General features: G+C 60.8%; 18 protein-coding genes. 14 read left to right on the top strand and 4 right to left on the bottom strand.

Going from position 1 to position 17,036, the window contains the following annotated elements:
• Window positions 1-13: 13 nt before the first annotated feature.
• Window positions 14-391, bottom strand: a complete 378-nt coding sequence (locus F8N96_RS15580) for a DUF6124 family protein (protein ID WP_150798738.1) — start codon at window positions 389-391, stop codon at window positions 14-16.
• Between the two features lie 437 nt (window positions 392-828).
• Between F8N96_RS15580 and F8N96_RS15575 the strand changes: the two genes are divergently transcribed.
• From F8N96_RS15575 to madM, 11 genes are all read left to right on the top strand, one after another.
• The gene (locus F8N96_RS15575) at window positions 829-1,458 is read left to right on the top strand and encodes a transcriptional regulator (protein ID WP_150798550.1); all 630 of its coding nucleotides are present in this window, start codon (window positions 829-831) and stop codon (window positions 1,456-1,458) included.
• Window positions 1,421-1,846, top strand: coding sequence for a hypothetical protein (locus tag F8N96_RS15570; RefSeq protein WP_150798549.1), 426 nt, complete (start codon window positions 1,421-1,423; stop codon window positions 1,844-1,846). The genes F8N96_RS15575 and F8N96_RS15570 overlap by 38 nt, the downstream gene beginning before the upstream one ends.
• 409 nt (window positions 1,847-2,255) lie before the next feature.
• A complete protein-coding gene (mdcA, locus tag F8N96_RS15560; RefSeq protein ID WP_150798548.1) occupies window positions 2,256-3,926 on the top strand; it encodes a malonate decarboxylase subunit alpha in 1,671 nt (556 codons plus the stop codon).
• Complete coding sequence (locus F8N96_RS15555; RefSeq protein WP_150798547.1) at window positions 3,926-4,801, top strand: triphosphoribosyl-dephospho-CoA synthase; 876 nt, start codon at window positions 3,926-3,928, stop codon at window positions 4,799-4,801. Before mdcA ends, F8N96_RS15555 begins: the two co-directional genes overlap by 1 nt.
• Complete coding sequence (locus tag F8N96_RS15550) at window positions 4,801-5,100, top strand: malonate decarboxylase subunit delta (protein ID WP_064680236.1); 300 nt, start codon at window positions 4,801-4,803, stop codon at window positions 5,098-5,100. The genes F8N96_RS15555 and F8N96_RS15550 overlap by 1 nt, the downstream gene beginning before the upstream one ends.
• Window positions 5,093-5,956 (top strand): biotin-independent malonate decarboxylase subunit beta, encoded by an 864-nt coding sequence (locus tag F8N96_RS15545; RefSeq protein WP_150798546.1) that lies wholly within the window; start codon window positions 5,093-5,095, stop codon window positions 5,954-5,956. The genes F8N96_RS15550 and F8N96_RS15545 overlap by 8 nt, the downstream gene beginning before the upstream one ends.
• Window positions 5,953-6,756 (top strand): biotin-independent malonate decarboxylase subunit gamma, encoded by an 804-nt coding sequence (gene mdcE / locus F8N96_RS15540; RefSeq protein ID WP_150798545.1) that lies wholly within the window; start codon window positions 5,953-5,955, stop codon window positions 6,754-6,756. Before F8N96_RS15545 ends, mdcE begins: the two co-directional genes overlap by 4 nt.
• Entirely contained in the window at window positions 6,750-7,370 is a 621-nt protein-coding gene (locus F8N96_RS15535) for a malonate decarboxylase holo-ACP synthase (RefSeq protein WP_150798544.1), read from the top strand. The genes mdcE and F8N96_RS15535 overlap by 7 nt, the downstream gene beginning before the upstream one ends.
• Window positions 7,367-8,278 (top strand): malonate decarboxylase subunit epsilon, encoded by a 912-nt coding sequence (gene mdcH, locus F8N96_RS15530; RefSeq protein ID WP_150798543.1) that lies wholly within the window; start codon window positions 7,367-7,369, stop codon window positions 8,276-8,278. The genes F8N96_RS15535 and mdcH overlap by 4 nt, the downstream gene beginning before the upstream one ends.
• A 64-nt stretch (window positions 8,279-8,342) precedes the next feature.
• Complete coding sequence (gene madL / locus F8N96_RS15525; protein WP_150798542.1) at window positions 8,343-8,759, top strand: malonate transporter subunit MadL; 417 nt, start codon at window positions 8,343-8,345, stop codon at window positions 8,757-8,759.
• 1 nt (window position 8,760) lies between these two features.
• Window positions 8,761-9,525 (top strand): malonate transporter subunit MadM, encoded by a 765-nt coding sequence (gene madM, locus F8N96_RS15520; protein ID WP_150798541.1) that lies wholly within the window; start codon window positions 8,761-8,763, stop codon window positions 9,523-9,525.
• Window positions 9,526-9,666: 141 nt separating this feature from the next.
• Here the strand turns inward: madM and F8N96_RS15515 are convergent, their stop codons facing one another.
• Window positions 9,667-10,581 carry a LysR substrate-binding domain-containing protein gene (locus F8N96_RS15515; protein WP_150798540.1) on the bottom strand — a complete coding sequence of 305 codons (915 nt, stop codon included), beginning with the start codon at window positions 10,579-10,581 and terminating at the stop codon, window positions 9,667-9,669.
• 234 nt (window positions 10,582-10,815) lie between these two features.
• On the opposite strand from F8N96_RS15515, the gene trhA reads away from it, so the two are divergent.
• Window positions 10,816-11,433 carry a PAQR family membrane homeostasis protein TrhA gene (trhA, locus tag F8N96_RS15510; protein ID WP_150798539.1) on the top strand — a complete coding sequence of 206 codons (618 nt, stop codon included), beginning with the start codon at window positions 10,816-10,818 and terminating at the stop codon, window positions 11,431-11,433.
• Window positions 11,434-11,531: 98 nt separating this feature from the next.
• On the opposite strand, the gene F8N96_RS15505 is transcribed toward trhA, so the two are convergent.
• Together F8N96_RS15505 and F8N96_RS15500 are read right to left on the bottom strand one after the other, a co-directional pair.
• On the bottom strand, window positions 11,532-12,251 hold the full coding sequence (locus F8N96_RS15505) for a 16S rRNA (uracil(1498)-N(3))-methyltransferase (protein WP_150798538.1): 720 nt from the start codon (window positions 12,249-12,251) through the stop codon (window positions 11,532-11,534).
• 135 nt (window positions 12,252-12,386) lie between these two features.
• Window positions 12,387-13,793, bottom strand: a complete 1,407-nt coding sequence (locus F8N96_RS15500) for an adenosylmethionine--8-amino-7-oxononanoate transaminase (RefSeq protein WP_150798537.1) — start codon at window positions 13,791-13,793, stop codon at window positions 12,387-12,389.
• A 222-nt stretch (window positions 13,794-14,015) separates the two neighbouring features.
• Here F8N96_RS15500 and F8N96_RS15495 point away from each other — a divergent pair, with 222 nt between their 5' ends.
• Entirely contained in the window at window positions 14,016-15,779 is a 1,764-nt protein-coding gene (locus F8N96_RS15495) for a flavin monoamine oxidase family protein (RefSeq protein ID WP_150798536.1), read from the top strand.
• Window positions 15,780-16,460: 681 nt separating this feature from the next.
• A complete protein-coding gene (locus tag F8N96_RS15490) occupies window positions 16,461-17,012 on the top strand; it encodes a cytochrome b (protein ID WP_150798535.1) in 552 nt (183 codons plus the stop codon).
• Window positions 17,013-17,036: the final 24 nt, after the last annotated feature.

Raw genomic sequence — 17,036 nt, 5'->3', positions numbered from 1 at the left:
GCAGACCTGACTGCTAAGCGCTGGCCTGAGCCTTCAGTTGCGACTCTTCATGATGATCCATCACCCGCTCCACCAACAACTGCACGCCATCCGCCATTCTGCTGAGCGCCAAGGCCACCGAGCGGCGCGAGCCTTCCACATCGTCCGCCAGATCGGCGGCAATGGCGCTGATGGACAGCAGGTCTTCGGATGCGTTGGCCAGAAGGGCTTCGGTGTTGATATCGGGATCGACGGTGAAGAGCTGGAATTTTCGGTGCTTGCCCGGTTTTTCGTCAGCCGGGGGGAAGAAGTGCGCGAGGAGGCGGTCGGCGGCTTCCTTAAGTTTTTCGGCTTCGAGGGAAGCTTCGGAACCGGTGTCGGTTTCCGGGGGATTGGGAGTAGCTTTGAACATAGTGAAGCTCCATTTAATGAGTTTCAGCTGCTCCATTCGGTTCCAGCCGAAGGGGTGGCAGCTGTACGCAGGCTGGAACCCGGGCAAACGGACAAAACCCGGCAGACACAAAGGTCTCCCGCGCACAGCCGCCATAACGGAGTGCACACATTAAAGGTGCGCAAGCATACGTTATGAAAGGCACTTTTGCCTCGTTAACACCTCGGGATTCCAGGCCCGGTCGCTGAGGTTGGCAACGACACACAAACGATAAAGATCAACGCAAAACCGTACCAGTCAGCGGGTTCCGGCATTGCTGTAGGCAGTAACGCCAGGCTGCGTAGCCTCTCTCCGTACCTGCGGATATATGTTTAAACACAAAACCCATCAGTGGCGAAAGTTGAAGATTCCCAAAAAGGGACCTATCGTTCCCTTTTTGGGACTCTTTGGTTGTCATTGTGAAAAACCTTTCCCTCAGCGAAGCCTTGTTCACGACCACTCAGCAAAAAGTACTGGGCTTGCTGTTCGGCAAACCCGACCAAAGTTTTTACGCCAACGAAATCGCTCGCTGGGCTCAAGTGGGCAAAGGCAGCCTCATGCGTGAGTTGGACCGATTGCAGCGGGCAGGCGTGCTGACCCTGATACGTCAGGGCAACCAGACCCACTATCAAGCCAATCCCGACTGCCCGATCTATGCCGAATTGTTGGGTATCGCCCGCAAGACTTTTGGTATTGCCGAGCCCCTGCGCCAAGCGCTGCAACCCTTTGCCGAACAGATCACCTGGGCATTCGTGTATGGCTCTATCGCCAAGGATCAGGCAAACGCATCCAGTGACATTGATCTCATGCTGATTGGCGAAGGCCTGCACTACAGTGAAATGATGGAGCGGCTCATGCCCCTGGAGGAGCAACTGGGCCGCGTCCTCAGCCCGACGCTCTACACCCCCGGCGACTGGGCCGCAAAACTGGCGGCTGATAACAGTTTTGTCGTGCGGGTAGCGCAGCAGAATAAGATCAATCTGATGGGGGAAAACCCTTTGGAGTCCAAGGATGGGCAGCAACGAGAATCTGGAAAACCTGTTACGTAGCGGTGGACTGAAAGCCGAGCCGCCGGATCGCAAGGAATGCGAAGGTTTGATGCGTTCGGCTGTGGATCGATTGAAAGACGCGCAGACATCATCGCTGTCTTTCGCAAGTCGTTTCGACCTGGCTTACAACGCTGCCCACGCCCTTGCACTGACGGCTCTTCGTTTGTGTGGCTACCGGTCAGACAAGCGATATCTGGTGTTCCAGTGTCTGGTTCATACGGCTGATATTGGCAAAGTACAGGTTCGGCTGTTCGCGCTGTGCCACGAGCGACGAAACCTGGCGGAGTACGAAGGGTATATGGATGAAGATCCGGCGTTGCTGGCGCAGCTATTGGAAAGCACCGCGCAGCTTCTGATTCGCGTACAGCAGCAGGTGACTGGAGAGTAATGATCTGCCATTAAAACTGCGGGGATTGTTCTGGCCCCTTCGCGGGCAAGCCCGCTCCTACATTGGATCTGTGCCGGTCACATGATTTGTGCACACCCCGATTACCTGTAGGAGCCGGCTTGCCGGCGAAGGCGGCGGGTCAGCCGACATCGATGTCGGATGTAAGACCGCTTTCGCGGGCAAACCCGCTCCCACAGGTTTTGTGTCTGGCCAAAAAATCGAATCGCTGCACGGACACTGTGGGAGCGGGCTTGCCCCGGGCGGCGATCCGACGATAAGGCCAGTGCAGGCAACAGAAATCTTCTGTCGATCATTACTCTGGCCGTAACGATCCACCACTCTGCTTGATTGATGCCCCCCACCCAACACTCCTAAGGTGACTCCACGACAGCGAACCCGTGGAGTGGTCATGACAACAACAATATCCCCCGACTCGCGATGGACGCGGCGGCGCAGCGAAAAGCAGCGGCGTCTCGAGCTGGTGCGGGGTCTCGCCGACGGTGTGGTGTTGCCCACCGACAAAATCGTAGCGGCGCTGGAGGCCTTGATCCTGCCAGGCGACCGCGTGGTGCTGGAAGGCAATAACCAGAAGCAGGCGGATTTCCTGTCGCGCTCCCTGGCCAAGGCTGACCCGGGCAAGCTGCATGACTTGCACATGATCATGCCCAGTGTCGGTCGCGCCGAGCACCTGGACCTGTTTGAACGCGGCATCGCCCGCAAGCTCGACTTCTCCTTTGCCGGCACCCAGAGCCTGCGCATCAGCCAGTTGCTCGAAGACGGCCTGTTGGAAATCGGTGCGATCCACACTTACATCGAACTCTATGCGCGGCTGGTGGTGGACCTGATCCCCAACGTCGTGCTCTCGGCCGGTTTCATGGCCGATCGCGCCGGCAACATCTACACCGGCCCGAGCACCGAAGACACCCCGGCATTGATCGAACCCGCCGCCTTCAGCGACGGCATCGTCATCGTCCAGGTCAATCAACTGGTGGACGACGTCAGCGAACTGCCTCGTGTCGACATCCCGGCATCCTGGGTGGACTTCGTGGTGGTGGCCGACAAGCCGTTCTACATCGAACCCTTGTTCACCCGCGACCCGCGGCACATCAAGCCCGTTCACGTGCTGATGGCGATGATGGCGATCCGCGGGATCTACGAAAAGCACAACGTCCAGTCCCTCAACCACGGCATCGGTTTCAATACCGCCGCCATCGAACTGATCCTGCCGACCTACGGTGAGTCCCTCGGCCTGAGGGGCAAAATCTGCCGCAACTGGACCCTCAATCCTCACCCGACCCTGATCCCAGCGATTGAAAGTGGCTGGGTCGAAAGCGTGCATTGCTTTGGCACCGAACTGGGCATGGAAAACTACATCGCCGCCAGGCCCGACGTGTTCTTTACCGGACGCGATGGCTCCCTGCGTTCCAACCGGATGTTCTGCCAACTGGCCGGGCAATACGCGGTGGACCTGTTCATCGGCGCGACCCTGCAAGTCGACGGCGACGGCCATTCCTCTACCGTGACCCGCGGCCGCCTGGCCGGTTTCGGCGGTGCGCCAAACATGGGCCACGACCCGCGCGGTCGCCGCCATGGCACGCCGGCCTGGCTCGACATGCGCCACAACGACGCGCCCGAGGCGTTGCTCGAACGCGGCAAAAAACTGGTGGTGCAGATGGTCGAGACCTTCCAGGAGGGTGGCAAACCGACCTTCGTCGAAACCCTCGACGCCGTCGAGGTGGCGAAGAAGAGCGGCATGCCGCTGGCGCCGATCATGATCTACGGCGATGACGTCACGCACCTGCTGACCGAAGAAGGCATCGCCTATCTGTACAAGGCTCGGTCCCTTGAAGAACGCCAGGCGATGATCGCCGCCGTCGCCGGGGTGACGGTGATCGGCCTGCGACACAACCCGAAAGACACCGCGCGCATGCGCCGCGAAGGCCTGATTGCCTTGCCCGAAGACCTCGGCATCCGCCGCACCGACGCCACCCGCGAATTGCTCGCCGCCAAAAGCGTGGCCGATCTGGTCGAGTGGTCCGGTGGCCTGTACAACCCGCCCGCCAAATTCAGGAGCTGGTAATGCACGCATTCAATCTGCAACCCAAACCGCTGTCACTGGCCGAGCACCTGGCGGACCTGGCGGTGGACGCGCTGATCGACGAAGCCGACCTGTCGCCGAAACCGGCGCTGGTCGACCGTCGCGGCAATGGCGCTCATACCGATTTGCACCTGGGGCTGATGCACGCCTCGGCACTGTCGCTGTGGCCGGCGTTCAAGGAAATGGCGCAAGCGGCCAGCGAATTTGGCGAGGTCGGTTTACCGCTGCGCGAAGCCATCGGGCGGATCGGTCGGGAAGGGGAGCAAGCGATGCTCGCCACCACCAGCGGCGTCAATACTCATCGCGGGGCGATCTGGGCCTTGGGCTTGTTGGTCACTGCTGCCGCGCTGGAACCCGAATCCACGGCCCCAGGTGCGATTGCTTTGCGCGCCGCACGCCTGGCGTTACTCGACGACCGATACGCGCCGCATCCGCTCAGCCACGGCGCGCAAGTCGCCCAACGTTACGGTGCTCGTGGCGCTCGTGAAGAAGCGCAGCTGGGATTCCCGGCGGTGATCCAACGGGCGTTGCCGCAACTCAAACACAGCCGTGCGGCCGGCCATGGCGAGCAGAACGCCAGGCTTGATGCCTTGCTGGCGATCATGACTCGACTGGCCGATACCTGCGTGCTGTACCGCGCGGGCGAAACAGGCTTGCACACCATGCAAAACGGCGCTCAAGCCGTGCTCGACGCGGGTGGCAGCGCCAGCCTCGCGGGCCGCCGCCGCTTGCATCAACTGGACGAACAATTAATCGCGTTGAACGCCTCGCCCGGTGGCGCTGCCGACTTGCTCGCAGCCTGTCTGTTCCTCGACCGTATCGAGTCTGGTGACAGCCTCATCCAGGGAGCCTTCTGATGGAAACCTTATCCTTTGAATTCCCCGCCGGGCAGCCGCCACGCGGTCGCACGCTGGTGGGCTGTGTCGGCTCGGGCGATCTGGAAGTGCTGATCGAACCGGGTCAGGCCGGCACGCTGACGATCAAGGTGCAGACCTCGGTCAATGGCGCCGAACAGCGCTGGCAGCATCTGTTCGCGCGGATGTTCGACGGCCAGAACCCACCGGCGATGGCGATCGATATCCACGATTTCGGCGCGACCCCTGGCGTGGTGCGCCTGCGTCTGGAGCAAGGCTTCGAGGAGATCGGCCATGACTGACAATGCAGCCCTCCTTGAGCCATACCTGCAAAGACGCAGCTTCGTCGAACTCGGTGCCCGGCAACGGGCGAAAGCCTTGCTCGATGCCGGCACCTTCCGTGAACTGCTCGACCCGTTCCAGCGCGTCATGTCGCCATGGCTGTCGCGCCAGGGTGTGGTGCCGCAAGCCGATGACGGCGTGGTGATCGCCAAGGGCAGCATCGCTGGTCTGCCGGTGGTGATCGCTGCTATCGAAGGCGCCTTCCAGGGCGGCAGTCTCGGTGAAGTCGGCGGGGCGAAGATTGCCGGTGCACTGGAACTGGCTGCCGAAGACAACCGCAACGGCATTCCCACCCGCGCTGTGTTGCTCCTGGAAACCGGCGGCGTGCGCTTGCAGGAAGCCAACCTCGGGTTGGCGGCGATTGCCGATATTCATGCCGCGATTGTCGATCTGCGCCAGTACCAGCCGGTGATCGGCGTCGTGGCCGGCAGTGTCGGTTGCTTCGGCGGGATGTCGATTGCCGCCGGGTTGTGCAGCTATTTGCTGGTGACCCAGGAAGCACGGCTCGGCCTGAACGGTCCGCAAGTGATCGAACAGGAAGCCGGGCTTGAGGAATATGACTCCCGTGACCGGCCCTTCATCTGGAGCCTGACCGGTGGCGAGCAGCGTTTTGCCAGTGGCCTGGCCGATGGTTTTGTCGCCGACGATGTGGCGCAGATTCAGGAGCAAGTCAGCCGGTTGCTGCAAAAGGGCTTGCCTGAGCAACAACGTAGCCGTCAGGCCGAGCTGTTCTTGCAACGGCTGGCCCGCCTGGATGCCGAGCCGCAAATCGAGCCGGCGACGGTTCGCGATCTGTATCAAGGAGAGCGCTCATGAGTTCGTATTCCCTGAGAGGTTTGCACTGGTTCAATGCCTTGAGTGCAGACGCGAAACCGGTGGCGGGTTTGCCAGCTTCGTTGAGGGTGGCCGACGGTGCGTTGGGTGACCAGCCCGTTCGTTTTATCGCGGTGGTGGCCGACCCCGACAACCGCTTCGCCCGCGCCCGCAATGGCGAAGTCGGTTTGCTGGAAGGTTGGGGCCTGGCCAAGGCTGTGGATGAAGTCATTGCTGCCGATCAGGATCAGCCGCAAAAACGCGCCTTGATCGCCATCGTCGATGTACCCAGTCAGGCTTACGGTCGACGCGAAGAAGCGCTGGGCATTTATCAGGCCTTGGCCGCTGCGGCAGACAGTTATGCCCGGGCACGCCTGGCCGGTCACGCCGTGATCGGTTTGCTGGTGGGCAAGGCCATGTCCGGGGCGTTTCTGGCTCACGGTTATCAGGCCAATCGATTGATCGCCCTGCGTGATCCGGGGGTGATGGTGCATGCAATGGGCAAGGCGTCGGCGGCGCGGGTGACCTTGCGCAGTGTCGAAGAACTCGAAGCCCTGGCCGCCAGCGTGCCGCCGATGGCGTATGACATCGACAGCTATGCCAGCCTGGGGTTGCTCTGGGAAACCTTGTCGGTGGAACAGATCGAGCAACCGACGGCGGCGGATCTGACGCGGGTAAGCGAATGCCTGATCCAGGCGGTTGGTGATGTCGCCGCCAGTGGCCGAGACCTGAGCGGCCGCTTGGGCGCGAGCAACCGCGCGGCGTCGAGCCAGGTTCGCCAACTGTTGAGGGAGCAGTGGTGAACACGCTACTGGCCCACGACCTGCTCTGGGGGCTGACCCCGGAGCACTTGCCCGCGGATGCACCTTCGTGGGTGATCGAGTCGATCAGTGCGGGTCAACCGGTGGTGGTTCGGCGTGCGTTGAGCGCGGCGGATCAAGTCGCGGTCGGCGTGCGTGGACGTTTGCGTGAGCAGCGGTATGCAACGTCGATGGCGATCGATGCGATCCAGCGTCAAGTACGGCCGGAAGCGCTTTGCCATGTTTCGATTGATCGGGATTTGCCGGCAGTGCGCGCCCTCGACCAACTGCGGCCGATCCTCGACGCCAGTGGTTGGGTGTGGGGTGTCAGCGGCAGTGCCGGGTTTGAATTGGCCAGCGGGTTTAGCGCCTTGCACGAGCACAGCGACCTCGACCTTATCCTGCGTACACCGCAATCTTTGGAGCGCACCCAGGCGCAGGCACTGGTGACACTTCTCGATGCCGCGGTGTGCCGGGTGGACATGCAACTGCAAACGCCAAACGGCGCTGTCGCCCTGCGCGAATGGGCCGGTCCCTCACAACGGGTCCTGCTGAAAAACGCCAGTGAAGCCCGTCTGGTCACCAATCCCTGGAACCCGCAGGAGCAAGCAGCATGAGCAGTTTGCTGGTGTTTCCCGGCCAGGGCGCGCAGCAGCCGGGCATGCTCCATCGTTTGCCGCATGAGACAGTGATCGAGGCGAGTGAAGTGCTTGGCGAAGATACGTTGCTGCTCGATTCTGCCGAGTCGTTGAAATCGACCAGGGCCGTTCAGCTTTGCTTACTGATTGCCGGCGTCGCTGCTTCACGCCAGTTGCGGTTGGCGGCGGATTACGTGGCCGGGCTTTCCATCGGCGCTTACCCGGCAGCGGTGGTCGCCGGCGCATTGAGCTTCAGCGATGCGCTGCATCTGGTCAGCCTGCGCGGTGAGCTGATGCAACAGGCTTATCCACAAGGCTATGGCATGACCGCGATCATCGGTCTGGATCTGGCGACGGTGGAAGGTTTGCTGGCGCAGGTTCACAGCGTCGACACGCCGGTATACCTGGCCAACATCAACGCCGATAACCAGGTGGTGATTGCCGGCAGCGATGGGGCGATGAAAGCGGTCGCGCAATTGGCGAAAGGTTGTGGTGCAGGCTGCGCCAAGCGCCTGGCGGTCAGCGTTCCTTCCCATTGCCCGCTGCTGGAAACACCGGCGAAAACCCTGGCCGAAGCCTTCGCCAAGGTGCAGCTGAAAACACCGACCCTGGGCTACCTGAGCGGCAGTCGCGCCCGGCCCGTCATCAACACTGAAGCCTTGCGCGACGACCTGGCTTTCAACATGTGCCGCGTGGTGGATTGGCGCGGCACAGTGCAAAGCGCCTACGAGCGCGGCGTACGGCTACAGATCGAATTGCCGCCTGGTGCGGTGCTGACCGGGCTGGCGCGCCGGGTGTTTGAGCAGGGCACGGTGATTGCCTTCGACGGTGCACGGCTCGATACCTTGCAGGCGCTGTTGCGTGAGGAGGGTCACCGCCAACCCTAGATCACGACTCAGGCCTTCGAACAACAAAAACAACATTCGACGATGCATTTTGAGGACGACAACAATGATTATTTACGGTGTGGCGCTGTTGGCGATCTGTACGCTGGCAGGGGTGATCATGGGTGACATGCTCGGCGTGTTGCTTGGGGTGAAGTCCAACGTCGGCGGCGTCGGGATCGCAATGATCCTGCTGATCTGCGCGCGGTTGTGGATGCACAAGCACGGCGGCATGACCAAGGATTGCGAGCTGGGCGTCGGCTTCTGGGGCGCGATGTACATTCCGGTGGTGGTCGCGATGGCGGCGCAACAGAACGTCGTCACCGCCCTGCACGGCGGTCCGGTTGCCGTGTTGGCAGCGATCGGCTCCGTGGTGATCTGCGGCGGCACCATTGCCCTGATCAGCCGTACTCATAAAGGCGAACCCTTGCCCGATGAGCCGGCAGAAATAACGCCGGTTGGCGCACCCGTTGGAGGCCGCTGATATGTGGGATCTCATCGAGAAAGGCCTGGAACATAACGGTCTGGTGACAGCGTTCGCCTTTGTTGGCGTGATCATGTGGGTGTCGGTCGTGTTGTCCAAACGACTGACGTTCGGACGCATCCATGGTTCGGCGATTGCCATCGTCATCGGGCTGGTACTGGCCTGGGTCGGCGGCACCATGACGGGCGGGCAAAAAGGTCTGGCGGATCTGACCCTGTTTTCCGGCATCGGTTTGATGGGCGGTGCGATGCTGCGGGACTTTGCGATCGTGGCCACGGCTTTTGAAGTGCAGGCCACCGAAGCGAAAAAAGCCGGGTTGATCGGTGTCATTGCCTTGCTGCTCGGCACGATTCTGCCATTCATTGTCGGGGCGAGCATTGCCTGGGTGTTCGGCTATCGCGATGCGATCAGCATGACCACCATCGGCGCTGGCGCGGTGACCTATATCGTCGGGCCGGTGACGGGGGCGGCGATTGGCGCGAGTTCGGATGTGGTGGCGCTATCGATTGCTACCGGGTTGATCAAGGCGATTTTTGTGATGGTGGGCACACCGATGGCGGCGCGCTGGATGGGCCTGGATAACCCGCGCTCGGCGATGGTGTTCGGCGGGTTGGCGGGCACTGTCAGTGGTGTGACGGCCGGGCTGGCGGCGACGGATCGGCGGTTGGTGCCTTATGGCGCGTTGACCGCGACCTTCCATACCGGGCTTGGGTGTCTGCTTGGGCCTTCGTTGTTGTACTTCATTGTTCGCGGGATCATGGGCTAGCCCGCGAGATAGTTGCTGCCTGTACCGACGCCTTCGCGAGCAGGCTCGCTCCCACAGGGGATGTGTGGTGATTCCCACATCCTCAGCAACATGGCGATCTAATGTGGGAGCGAGCCTGCTCGCGAAGGGGGCGGCGGGGTCTCAGGCCTGGCGATTGGCATACATCCGACACTCCGCCAACAACGCCAGCAGATTCGGATCCCTCTCCTTGGCCTTCAGAAACACCACCCCGATGTGCTGCTGCAACCGATACTTTTCCTGCAGCGGAATCAACTTCACCCGGTTCTCATACACCGCCGCGATCCGCCCCGGCAACAACGCATAACCCACCCCCGAACTGACCATGCTCAGCAAGGTGAAGATGTCGTTGACCTGCATCGCCACCTTGGGTTCGAACCCCGCCTGCTGGAACACCCGCTTGCCGTCCTGATGCGTGGCGAAGCCCTGGGTCAGGGTAATGAACGTCTCGTCGCGCACTTCGGCCAGGTCCACTTCGGTTCGTTGGGCGAACTTCGAGTCGGCCGGGGTGGCAAGGAAAATATCGTCGGAAAATAACGGGATCTGCTCGCAATCCGGATCGTTGATGCTCTCGTCCAGGGACACCAGGATCGCGTCGACCTCCATGTTCTTGAGTTTGTACAGCAGGTCGAAGTTCGAGCCGAGGATCAGGTCGATGTTGAGCTCGCTGCGCCGGATCTTCAGGCCCATGATCAGCTGCGGCACGGTTTTCACCGTCAGCGAATACAGCGAGCCGAGCTTGAAGCGTTCTGCGGAGAACCCGGCCGCTTCACGGGTCAGGCGCACGCTTTCGAGCACGTCCTGAATCAGCTTCTGCGCCCGTTCTTCCAGCACATAAGCACTTTCCAGCGGCGTCAGGTTGCGACCTTCGTGCTTGAACAGCGGGCAACGCAGGGCGCTTTCCAGGGAGTGGATTGCCCGGTGCACGCTGACGTTGCTGGTCTGCAATTCGGCGGCGGCCCGGGCCAGATTGCCGGTACGCATGAAGGCCAGGAACACCTCGAGCTTTTTCAGGGTCAACTCTTCGTCGATCAGCATGTGGCGTGACTCTTGTTCGAATGGCTCGATTGTGCCCAATTCCCAGGGGACACGCAGGCCTTTGTAGGAGCCGGCTTGCCGGCGAAGGCGTCCTGAAGAACACCACAAGACTCGAGGTCCTTTCGCCAGCAAGCCGGCTCCTACACGGGGCGATTGCGTGCTGAAACATTGCGCTTTTAGTCTCAAGGCCTGAGCCTTGCGCGATGTTGCAACTAATTTCGAGGTGAGCAACACATGTATCACGGGGAAAGATTGAACGCCTGGACGCATTTGGTCGGCGCGGTAGCGGCGTGCGTCGGGGTGGTGTGGATGCTGGTGATCGCCGGCATGGACGGCAGCCCGTGGAAAATCGTTAGCGTGGCGATCTACGGATTCACCTTGCTGGTGCTCTACAGCGCGTCGACCGTTTACCACAGCGTGCGCGGGCGCAAGAAAGAGATCATGCAGAAGGTCGATCACTTTTCGATCTACCTGCTGATCGCCGGCAGCTACACGCCGTTCTGCCTGGTGACATTGCGCGGGCCCTGGGGCTGGACGCTGTTCGGGATTGTCTGGGGATTGGCGCTGATCGGCATCCTGCAAGAGATCAAGCCGCGTTCCGAAGCGCGGATCCTGTCGATCGTGATTTACGCGGTGATGGGCTGGATCGTGCTGGTGGCGGTCAAGCCCCTGCTCGCGGCGCTGGGCAGCACCGGGTTTGCCTGGCTGGCGTCGGGCGGGGTGCTGTATACCGTGGGGATTGTCTTTTTTGCCCTGGATCACCGGTTGCGGCATGCGCACGGGATCTGGCATCTGTTTGTGATTGCCGGGAGTTTGCTGCACTTTGTGGCGATTATGTTTTATGTCCTGTAGGAGCGAGGCTTGCCCGCGAAGGCCGCGCCGCGGTGATTCTGTAAAACCGCGGTGCGGCCTTCGCGGGCAAGCCTCGCTCCTACAGGTTATGTGGCGTCTTAAAAGTCCCCCCAAAGCTGCTGGGCCACCGCCAATGCCACCACCGGCGCGGTCTCTGTGCGCAACACCCGAGGGCCGAGTCGGGCGGCATGAAACCCGGCAGACTGCGCCTGATCGACCTCGGCATCCGACAACCCACCCTCCGGCCCGATCAAAAACGCCAGTGTCCCAGGCTTCGCATGACTCACCAGCGGCTCGGCCACCGGATGCAGCACCAGCTTCAACTCTGCTTGAGTCTGCTTCAACCAATCGGCCAACAGCAGCGGCGGGTGAATCACCGGCACCCGTGACCGTCCGCACTGCTCGCAAGCGCTGATCGCTACCTGACGCCAGTGCAACAAACGCTTGTCGGCGCGTTCGTCCTTGAGGCGGACTTCGCAGCGGTCGCTGAAGATCGGGGTGATTTCTGTCACGCCCAGTTCGGTGGCTTTCTGGATCGCCCAGTCCATCCGCTCGCCACGGGACAGGCCCTGGCCGAGATGGATCTGCAGCGGCGACTCGACTTGCCCGGCGAAGCTTTCATCGATCTGCACCACGACGCGCTTCTTGCCGACGTCTACCAGTGTGGCGCGAAATTCGTGGCCCGAGCCGTCGAACAGTTGCAACGCATCGCCCTCGGCCATGCGTAGCACGCGGCTGATGTAATGGGCCTGGGCTTCGGGCAGTTCGTGCTCGCCGGTGCTCAGAGGGGCGTCGATAAAGAAGCGGGACAGTCTCATGCGGGTTCTCTTTAATTTGATCGTTCCCACGCTCTGCGTGGGAATGCCTCACCGGACGCTCCGCGTCCGCTTTTTGGGACGCAGAGCGTCCCCGGCTGCATTCCCACGCAGAGCGTGGGAACGAGCGCTATTCAATCAACCCGGATCACGGAAACCCGGATGAAAGTCCTTCGGCACCGAAACGCTGACGCTGTCACGGGTAGCGATGTCGATCCCTTCACTGGCCACTTCAGCCAGAAAATCGATCTGCTCCGGGGTGATCACATACGGCGGCAGGAAATACACCACGCTGCCTAATGGACGAAGTAAAGCACCACGCTCCAGCGCGTGCTGGAACACCTTCAAACCGCGACGTTCCTGCCACGGATAAGCTTCCTTGGTGGCCTTGTCCTTGACCATCTCGATCGCCAGCACCATGCCGGTCTGGCGCACTTCCGAGACGTTTGGGTGATCGGCCAGGTGCGCGGTGGCGGACGCCATGCGCCGGGCCAGGGCCTTGTTGTTCTCGATGACGTTGTCTTCTTCGAAGATATCCAGCGTCGCCAATGCCGCCGCGCAAGCCAGGGGATTGCCGGTGTAGCTGTGGGAATGCAGGAAGGCGCGCAGGGTCGGGTAGTCGTCGTAGAACGCGCTGTAGACATCTTCGGTGGTCACGCAGGCTGCCAGCGGCAGGTAACCGCCGGTCAGGGCCTTGGACAGGCACAGGAAGTCCGGGCGAATGCCGGCCTGTTCGCAGGCGAACATCGTCCCGGTGCGGCCGAAGCCGACGGCGATTTCGTCGTGGATCAGGTGCACGCCATAGCGATCGCAGGCTTCGCGCAGCAACTTGAGGTACACCGGATGGTACATGCGCATGCCGCCGGCGCCCTGGATCAGCGGCTCGACGATCACCGCAGCCACGGTATCGTGGTGCTCGGCCAGGGTTTGTTCCATGGCGGCGAACATAGTGCGAGAGTGTTCTTCCCAGCTCACGCCTTCGGGGCGCAGGTAGCAATCCGGGCTCGGCACTTTGATGGTGTCCAGCAGCAAGGCCTTGTAGGTTTCAGTGAACAGCGGCACATCGCCCACCGACATCGCCGCCATGGTTTCGCCGTGGTAGCTGTTGGTCAGGGTGACAAAGCGCTTCTTGGCAGGCGCGCCGCGGTTGAGCCAGTAGTGAAAGCTCATTTTCAGCGCGACTTCGATGCAGGACGAGCCGTTATCGGCGTAGAAACACCGGGTCAGGCCCTCTGGCGTCATCTTCACCAGGCGCTCGGACAGCTCGATCACGGGCTGATGGCTGAAACCGGCGAGGATCACGTGTTCCAGCTGATCGACCTGATCCTTGATGCGCTGGTTGATCCGCGGGTTGGCATGGCCGAACACGTTGACCCACCAGGAACTGACGGCGTCCAGGTAGCGTTTGCCTTCGAAATCTTCCAGCCACACGCCTTCACCGCGCTTGATCGGGATCAGCGGCAGCTGTTCGTGGTCTTTCATCTGGGTGCAGGGATGCCACAACACGGCGAGATCGCGTTGCATCCACTGATTATTCAAGCCCATGTTCAGTCTCCTCGAGGCGGCTCGCGACAGGCGCGGGCAAACAATCGGGCAAGCCTATGCAATGCGCGTCACGGGGACAACCCATTGTGTGGTTTGAGCTACTTTGTATAGGACGGTAGACGTCAGTGGCGGCGTTTTGATGGCTGACGTATTCTTCGCGGTTCTTTGGGTCGCCTGACTCGTAAAACCGCTATTTCCTCATATATTTCCGGAGTTCTCTGAATGTCTGCTGGTTGGCTGCGCGCCTGTGCGCTGGTGATGTTGGGGCTGTTCAGCGTGTCCGCGCTGGCCAAGGATAAAACGGCGATCGTGATCGGCGGCGGCCTGTCGGGCCTCACGGCCGCGTATGAGCTGCAGAACAAAGGCTGGCAGGTCACGTTGCTGGAAGCCAAGCCGAGCCTGGGCGGCCGCTCCGGCATGGCCACCAGCGAGTGGATCGGCAACGACAAGACTCAGCCGGTACTGAACAAATACGTCTCGACCTTCAAGCTGGGCACCACGCCGGCCCCTGAGTTCGTGCGCACGCCGGGTTACCTGATCGACGGTGTGTATTACACCGCGGCCGATCTGGCCACCAAGGACCCGACCACCGCCGAAGCGCTCAAACGCTACGAGAAGACCCTGGACGATCTGGCGCGTTCGATCGAAGATCCGCTGAATCCGGCGGCAAACAGCACACTGCATGCCCTGGATCAGATCAACGTCTCCAACTGGCTCGACCGACTGACGTTGCCAGCGACCGCCCGTCAGCTGGTGAACCAACAGATCCGCACCCGCTATGACGAACCTTCACGCCTGTCGCTGCTGTACTTCGCCCAGCAGAGCCGAGTGTACCGTGGCGTCTCCGACCGTGACCTGCGCGCCTCGCGCCTGCTCGGCGGCAGCCCGGTATTGGCCCAGGCCTTTGTCAAACAACTGAAAACCATCAAGACCAGCGCCCCGGTCTCGGCCATTATCCAGGACAAGGACGGCGTGACCGTCAAAGTCGGCAGCGTCGGTTATCAAGCCGACTACGTCGTCGTGGCCGTGCCGTTGCGCGCACTGAACAAGATCCAGATGACCCCGGCGCTGGATGCCCAGCACCTGGCCGCGATCAAAGGCACCAACTACGGCTGGCGCGACCAGATCCTGCTCAAGTTCAAGACGCCGGTGTGGGAAAGCAAGGCGCGCATGTCCGGCGAAATCTATAGCAACACCGGTCTGGGCATGTTGTGGGTCGAGCCGGCGCTGAAGGGTGGCGCCAACGTGGTGATCAACCTGTCCGGCGACAACGCTCGCGTCATGCAGGCCTTCGGCGACAAGCAGATGGCCGATCAGGTATTGATCCGCCTGCATGCTTTTTACCCACAGGCGCGCGGTTCGTTCACCGGTTATGAAATCCGCCGCTACAGCACCGACCCGTCAATGGGCGGCGCTTACCTGGCTTTCGGTCCGGGGCAGATCAGCAAGTACTGGCGCCTGTGGGAGCGTCCAATTCAGCGTGTAGCTTTCGCTGGTGAACACACGGACACCTTGTACCCGGGCACCCTGGAAGGTGCCTTGCGCACGGGTCAGCGTGCGGCCAGCCAGGTTGAAGACCTGGCGGCGGGCAAATCCTTCGAGCCGGCGAAGGTTGTTCCGGCAGCGACTGCTGTGGCGGCTGGTGCAGTGGCGGCGAAGAAAGGCAACTTTTTCAGTAACCTGTTTGGTGGTTCGGATGACAAGCCAGCACCGGTCAAGGCGCCAGAGCCAGTAGCTCCGGTTGCTCCGGCCCCGGCTCCAACGCCAGCACCGACCCCTGCGCCTGCTGCGGTTGAAGCACCAAAACCAGCGGCACCGGTGAAGGCCGAACCGGCTAAAAAAGCGCCGGCCAAGGCGCCGGTGAAGAAACCGGCAGCCAAAACCGAGGCGAAAAAAGCCCCGGCCAAGGCACCGACGAAAAAGGCTGAATTGGCGAAGAAGCCAGCGGCCAAACCGGCGGCGACCACTGAGACCAAGGCTCAGTAACGTTCAGGCGTAAAAAAGCGCGGCTCTAGGGCCGCGCTTTTTTTTGCTCATTTATCAAGCATGTAACGTCCGGCTTTGCCTGCGCGGCGCCCAGGAGTCGCACAATCCACGATCCAGGTCCTACATGCCTCAGCGATATATCGGATGCTTCCCACATAGGAATCAGATCGAAATGATAGATAGCGCCTGACCTTAAATTCTATGTTCTTCAAAACACTGGAGAGCATTATGAAAGCACTGGCGGCAATAATAATATTGATAGCCGTATCTGGCTGTGTAGATGGTCGTCCAATGACAACAAATCATGGCACTGAACTAGCCCACAAATGCCAGATAGATCCGTACCACCATGATTGCTTGCAGCCCCCTTCAGTCTTCCATAATTAGCCGCTGAGGCCATGGCGCAGTAAGGCTTTGGAGTGAACAAAGGTGCGAGTCATCGGCCGCGCTTTTTTTGCCCGACTATCACTTTCGTCGGCAAGCCGGCGAAGGGGCTTTCCGAACACCAGGTTTTTCCTCGACTAGCGCTAACATCCGGCCACAAATTCGCCTTTAATCCCTCCTTAATTCACCTGTTTCATACTCTTCATCGTATTTCTCGATATTTCAAAGCGAAATTTTCCGCTTTAAATCGATAGATAACTCGATAGTCTTGATCGCAGTTCTCACAGGATTTGGGCAATGCAGCTACGTAATTCGTCTTCGCGCTACGGTTGGATCAGCATCTTCATGCACTGGGCAGTGGCGCTGGCCGTCTTCGGTCTGTTTGCGATGGGCTTGTGGATGGTCGGTCTCGACTACTATGACACCTGGCGCAAAGATGCGCCGGACCTGCACAAGAGCATTGGCCTGGTGCTGTTGGCCGTGATGCTGCTTCGGGTGCTGTGGCGCTTTATCAGCCCACCGCCGCCGGTATTGCAAAGCTACAGCCGCATGACGCGCATTGGCGCCAGCTTCGGCCATGGGTTCCTCTACCTCAGTCTGTTTACTGTGATGATTGCCGGTTACCTGATTTCCACCGCAGACGGTGTCGGGATTCCGGTGTTTGGTTTGTTTGAAGTTCCTGCGCTGGTGTCCGGGCTACCGGACCAGGCAGACACCGCCGGTGTGATTCATTTCTATCTGGCGTGGGTGCTGGTAATTTTTTCCGGCCTCCATGCGTTGGCAGCATTGAAGCACCACTTTATCGATCGTGATGCGACCCTGGCGCGAATGCTGGGCCGCAAAGCTTGAAGTTCAACCTTGACTCCAAAGGAA

Source organism: Pseudomonas fluorescens, assembly GCF_902497855.1.
GTDB classification, from domain to species: domain Bacteria; phylum Pseudomonadota; class Gammaproteobacteria; order Pseudomonadales; family Pseudomonadaceae; genus Aquipseudomonas; species Aquipseudomonas fluorescens_BI.
Note: the sequence above shows the minus strand (reverse complement) of the source record. Positions and strands in the feature narration are given on the sequence as shown.

Coding starts and splice junctions, on each gene's coding strand:
- F8N96_RS15545 (WP_150798546.1), top strand. CDS start 5,093: ATGACTGACAATGCAGCCCTCCTTGAGCCATACCTGCAAAGACGCAGC.
- F8N96_RS15570 (WP_150798549.1), top strand. CDS start 1,421: ATGGGCAGCAACGAGAATCTGGAAAACCTGTTACGTAGCGGTGGACTG.
- F8N96_RS15505 (WP_150798538.1), bottom strand. CDS start 12,251: ATGAGACTGTCCCGCTTCTTTATCGACGCCCCTCTGAGCACCGGCGAG.
- F8N96_RS15550 (WP_064680236.1), top strand. CDS start 4,801: ATGGAAACCTTATCCTTTGAATTCCCCGCCGGGCAGCCGCCACGCGGT.
- F8N96_RS15495 (WP_150798536.1), top strand. CDS start 14,016: ATGTCTGCTGGTTGGCTGCGCGCCTGTGCGCTGGTGATGTTGGGGCTG.
- mdcE (WP_150798545.1), top strand. CDS start 5,953: ATGAGTTCGTATTCCCTGAGAGGTTTGCACTGGTTCAATGCCTTGAGT.
- madM (WP_150798541.1), top strand. CDS start 8,761: ATGTGGGATCTCATCGAGAAAGGCCTGGAACATAACGGTCTGGTGACA.
- madL (WP_150798542.1), top strand. CDS start 8,343: ATGATTATTTACGGTGTGGCGCTGTTGGCGATCTGTACGCTGGCAGGG.
- F8N96_RS15490 (WP_150798535.1), top strand. CDS start 16,461: ATGCAGCTACGTAATTCGTCTTCGCGCTACGGTTGGATCAGCATCTTC.
- F8N96_RS15500 (WP_150798537.1), bottom strand. CDS start 13,793: ATGGGCTTGAATAATCAGTGGATGCAACGCGATCTCGCCGTGTTGTGG.
- F8N96_RS15515 (WP_150798540.1), bottom strand. CDS start 10,581: ATGCTGATCGACGAAGAGTTGACCCTGAAAAAGCTCGAGGTGTTCCTG.
- trhA (WP_150798539.1), top strand. CDS start 10,816: ATGTATCACGGGGAAAGATTGAACGCCTGGACGCATTTGGTCGGCGCG.
- F8N96_RS15555 (WP_150798547.1), top strand. CDS start 3,926: ATGCACGCATTCAATCTGCAACCCAAACCGCTGTCACTGGCCGAGCAC.
- mdcA (WP_150798548.1), top strand. CDS start 2,256: ATGACAACAACAATATCCCCCGACTCGCGATGGACGCGGCGGCGCAGC.
- mdcH (WP_150798543.1), top strand. CDS start 7,367: ATGAGCAGTTTGCTGGTGTTTCCCGGCCAGGGCGCGCAGCAGCCGGGC.
- F8N96_RS15580 (WP_150798738.1), bottom strand. CDS start 391: ATGTTCAAAGCTACTCCCAATCCCCCGGAAACCGACACCGGTTCCGAA.